This is a genomic window from Burkholderia sp. MR1-5-21 (assembly GCF_053427715.1).
In genome coordinates this window covers 1-250 of sequence record NZ_JBSAXD010000174.1, presented here as the reverse complement: position 1 = coordinate 250, position 250 = coordinate 1, and the positions used below count along the sequence as shown (strand labels likewise).

Here is a 250-nt window from a genome sequence, read left to right as displayed (position 1 = left end):
TCGATGCCGTCGACGGCGAGCAGCCCGCCGAAGCGCATCTGCAGCCCGGCGACCTTCAACAGTTCAGCATTCGCGCTCATTGCGGCAGCTCCACGTGGGGACGGCTCGCGGGCAGCAGGCCCTGCGGACGCCACATCATCATCAACACCATCACCAGGCCGAAGATCAGCATCCGGTACTCGGCGAAGCCGCGCGCCACTTCCGGCAGGATCGTCAGCAGGATCGCCGCGAGGATCACGCCGAGCTGCGA

Annotated in this window: 2 pseudogenes; both read right to left on the bottom strand. The window is 66.8% G+C overall.

Features of this window, described 5'->3' with window-relative positions:
• Positions 1-80 (bottom strand): annotated as a pseudogene (gene livG / locus ACV229_RS40950) (high-affinity branched-chain amino acid ABC transporter ATP-binding protein LivG); the annotation flags it as partial.
• A pseudogene (livM, locus tag ACV229_RS40945) lies at positions 77-250 on the bottom strand (high-affinity branched-chain amino acid ABC transporter permease LivM); the annotation flags it as partial. The pseudogenes livG and livM, both read right to left, overlap by 4 nt.